Annotated in this window: 4 protein-coding genes; 3 read left to right on the forward strand and 1 reads right to left on the reverse strand. The window is 70.7% G+C overall.

Annotation, left to right across the window (positions count from 1 at the left end):
- The 3 genes from CQZ88_RS31325 to CQZ88_RS18660 form a co-directional block, all read left to right on the forward strand.
- Nucleotides 1-1,036, forward strand: a 1,036-nt coding sequence (locus tag CQZ88_RS31325) for a glycosyl hydrolase family 65 protein (RefSeq protein ID WP_308410814.1), incomplete at its 5' end; no start/stop codon positions are given.
- A gap of 166 nt (nucleotides 1,037-1,202) precedes the next feature.
- The gene (locus tag CQZ88_RS18655; RefSeq protein WP_006946633.1) at nucleotides 1,203-1,721 is read left to right on the forward strand and encodes a hypothetical protein; all 519 of its coding nucleotides are present in this window, start codon (nucleotides 1,203-1,205) and stop codon (nucleotides 1,719-1,721) included.
- Nucleotides 1,708-2,292: a hypothetical protein gene (locus CQZ88_RS18660; protein ID WP_006946635.1), complete on the forward strand. Its 585-nt coding sequence runs from the start codon at nucleotides 1,708-1,710 to the stop codon at nucleotides 2,290-2,292. Before CQZ88_RS18655 ends, CQZ88_RS18660 begins: the two co-directional genes overlap by 14 nt.
- 73 nt (nucleotides 2,293-2,365) lie before the next feature.
- Here CQZ88_RS18660 and CQZ88_RS18665 read toward each other — a convergent pair.
- Nucleotides 2,366-3,299: heavy metal translocating P-type ATPase (locus CQZ88_RS18665; RefSeq protein ID WP_146034331.1), on the reverse strand; the 934-nt coding region annotated here is incomplete at its 5' end.

Here is a 3,299-nt window from a genome sequence, read left to right on the forward strand (position 1 = left end):
CGACCTGGAGTTCCTGATCGAGTACGGCGCCGAGATGCTCGTGGAGATCGCCCGCTTCTACGCCGATCTCGCGTCCTACGACGAGGAACGCGGACGGTACAGCATCCGCGGCGTCATCGGCCCCGACGAGTTCCATTCCGGCTACCCCGACGCACCGTACGACGGAATCGACAACAACGCGTACACCAACGTCATGTCGGTCTGGGTGATCCTGCGCGCCCTCGAGGCGCTCGAGCTGATCCCGCTGCAGATCCGCTCGTACCTGACCCAGGCCCTGGGGCTGCACGCGCAGGAGACGGCGCGCTGGGAGGACGTCACCCGCAGAATGTTCGTCCCGTTCCACGATCGTGTCCTCAGCCAGTTCGAGGGGTACGAACGCCTCGCCGAACTGGACTGGGACGGCTACCGGCGGCGCTACGGCGACATCCAGCGCCTCGACCGGATCCTCGAGGCCGAGGGCGACGACGTCAACCGCTACCAGGCGTCGAAGCAGGCCGACGTGCTGATGCTGTTCTATCTGCTGTCCTCCGACGAACTGCGGGAACTGCTCGAACGGCTCGGCTACCGGTTCCCGAACGAGGACATCCCGCGGACCATCGACTACTACATGGCGCGAACGTCGCACGGTTCCACCCTGAGCGGGGTCGTCCATTCCTGGGTGCTGGCACGCGCCCACCGGGACGAGGCCGTCGACTTCTTCTACCAGGCGCTGAAAGCCGACATCGCCGATATCCAGGGCGGCACCACGATGGAGGGCATCCACCTGGCGGCCATGGCCGGCAGCGTCGATCTGTTGCAGCGGTGCGTCCCCGGCCTCGAGACCCGGGGCGACCGGCTCGTGTTCGCCCCGCAGTGGCCCGAACCACTCGGTGCCCTCGAATTCCCGATCTTCTACCGGGGGCACCGCCTTCGCCTGCGCATCAGCGGCACAGAGGTGCAGGTGAGCGCCGGTCCCGGGATGCAGGCGCCGATCGAGATCGAATGCCGCGGCCGGGTCGCCCAACTGCACCCGGGAGGCACGGTTCGCCTGAGCTAGTGCGACGACGACGAACCCGCGACCGAGGGCAGGACGTCGGGCCTTCGCCGCGTCGGCATCGCCCGTGCGGCGTCGCTGGGGACCTACGGCCCTGGAACGAGCACGGTTCCGCGGTTCACGATGAGAGGGGGCCCGTTTCCGCGGGCCGTGATCAGGAGGACGCGCCGTGGATTCTGCTGCCTCGTACGTCCGGAAGCAGGCCGTCGTCACCGGCCTGGTGAACGTCGTCGTCAATCCGCTGCTGGCGTGGGCGGGCAAGCGCGGCACGTCGTTCGTGCCGCTGTGGTCGGCCGACGGGATCGTCGTCGACATCGCGCTGACCGCGATCATCCTCTCCGTGCTCGTCTCCTGGTTCTCCGCTGCCGGGGTGCGACGGGCGTTGCGCGCAGGGCTCGATGCGACCACCGCCGACGCCCCGCAGGCCGGTCGGTGGCTGGCGCGATTGCCGTCCGGCACCTGGTCTCTGGGCCTGTCGCTCGGGGTGGCGGCCGCGGCCGTCTCCGTGCTCGCGATCTGGGTGCTGCACCTCCTCGGTGTGTCAGGGCTGTCGACGGGATGGTTCCTGGTGCTGAAGGCCGTCTACGGCGGTGTCCTCGGCTACCTCGTCGCGCGCTGGGTGATGGTCCGGCAACTGTCGGCGACTCGAACCGCGCAGCTTCCGAGGAGCAACAATGCCGGACGGTGAATCCACCGCGACCGAACGGCAGCTGCCGGTCTTCGAGCAGCGGGTCGTACGCGCGCGGGTGGTCGACGCCCCGGCCGGGGACACGTTCGCCGCGATCCGGCGCATCGACTTCATGCGGTCCCCGGTGATCGCCGCCCCCAATCTGGCCCGGATGGCCTTCGACGCCGTGCGCGCGCCGCGGCGTCGGGAGGTGCGGGCGCACCGCTCGATCCGCCTCGGTAACCTGATCGGTCCGCAGGGCGGCTTCGAGGTGGTCGCCGAGGAACCGGGGCGGGAACTCGTGCTCGGCTTCGTCGGTCGGTGGTGGGAGCCGGGTTACGGCCGCGTCGACTGGGATCCCGGGGCGCCCCTGTCGAGCATCGCGATTCCCGAATGCGGGGTCGGCACATGGAGTTTCACCGTCCTGCCGTACGACGCGCAGACCTGCGTCCTGCTCACCGAGATCCGGGTGCACGGCACCGACGAAAAGGCCCGCAGACTCTTCCGCCGCTACTGGACGGCGGTCGGGCCGTTCGTGCGGGCCATGGCACGGCCGACTCTGTCGATGATCGCGGCCAAAGCCCGGCGCTGACCCGGCCGTCCCACCGCGAACGTCGCACCGGCAGAACCGGATACGTACGGCCGCAGCCGTCCGCCCGGACCGGTCATGCCGAGCCGTCCGCCCGTTCGGCCTCGGGCGCGAGGGTGAAGTAGTTCTCCTCCTCCTGCACGAAGTGCAGCCGCAGCAGCGCGTACAGCCCGTACAGGCAGGCGAGCAGGTCGTCGCACTGGTCCGGTCGCAGCCCGCCGGCGGCGTCGGCCTGCGCCAGGTGCGTGCGCAGGCGGCGGCTGAGCCGGTCGATCTCGGCATGCATCCGGCTCATTGTCGCGGTCGCCTCCCCGCTGCCGAGCGGCACCGCGAGCGCCGGGTACAGCTCGCTGTCCTCGGCCTGCTCGTGCGGCAGCAGCGTGTCGAACAGGAACGCGTCGACGCGGCGCAGCGCCGTGTGGGCGGCGGGCCGATCGCCGGACGCGAGCAGCTGGGCGGTGTCGCGCAGGATCGACAGCTCGTCACGCAGGACGTCGTGTTCGGCCGAGAACCGGTGCAGCATCGCCTCGGTGTCGTCGGGCAGGGCCAGCTCCCGGTCCCGGTCGCCGCGCAGGGCGCGCAGGGCGTTGAGGATCACCGCGACGTCGATGCCCTCCTGCAGCAGCGCACCCACCGCGGGAGGCAGGTAGCCGAACGCGGCGAAGCCCATGGCGACCAGCGACAGGCCCATGCCGACCGTGGCGCTCTGCACGGCGATACGCCGGGAGCGACGCGCGATCTCCATGGCATCGGCGAGCCGGTCGAGGCGGTCGGTGGTGAGCACGATGTCCGCCGCCTCCGAGCTCGCCGTGGATCCGCGGGCGCCCATCGCGACGCCGACGGTCGCGGCGGCGAGGGCGGGGGCGTCGTTGACGCCGTCGCCGACCATCACCGTCACCGCCGACTCCCGCTCGGCACGCACACCGTTCACCTTGTCCGCCGGGGTCTGCTCGGCATAGACCCCGTCGAGGCCGAGGACGGAGCCGATCTCCTCGGCCGGTTCGCGACGG

It is taken from the genome of Rhodococcus sp. ENV425 (assembly GCF_002887785.1).
GTDB lineage: Bacteria > Actinomycetota > Actinomycetes > Mycobacteriales > Mycobacteriaceae > Rhodococcus > Rhodococcus aetherivorans.

Excerpts from the sequence above, each read along its gene's own strand:
- CQZ88_RS18660 (WP_006946635.1), top strand. The coding sequence starts at position 1,708 with ATGCCGGACGGTGAATCCACCGCGACCGAACGGCAGCTGCCGGTCTTC.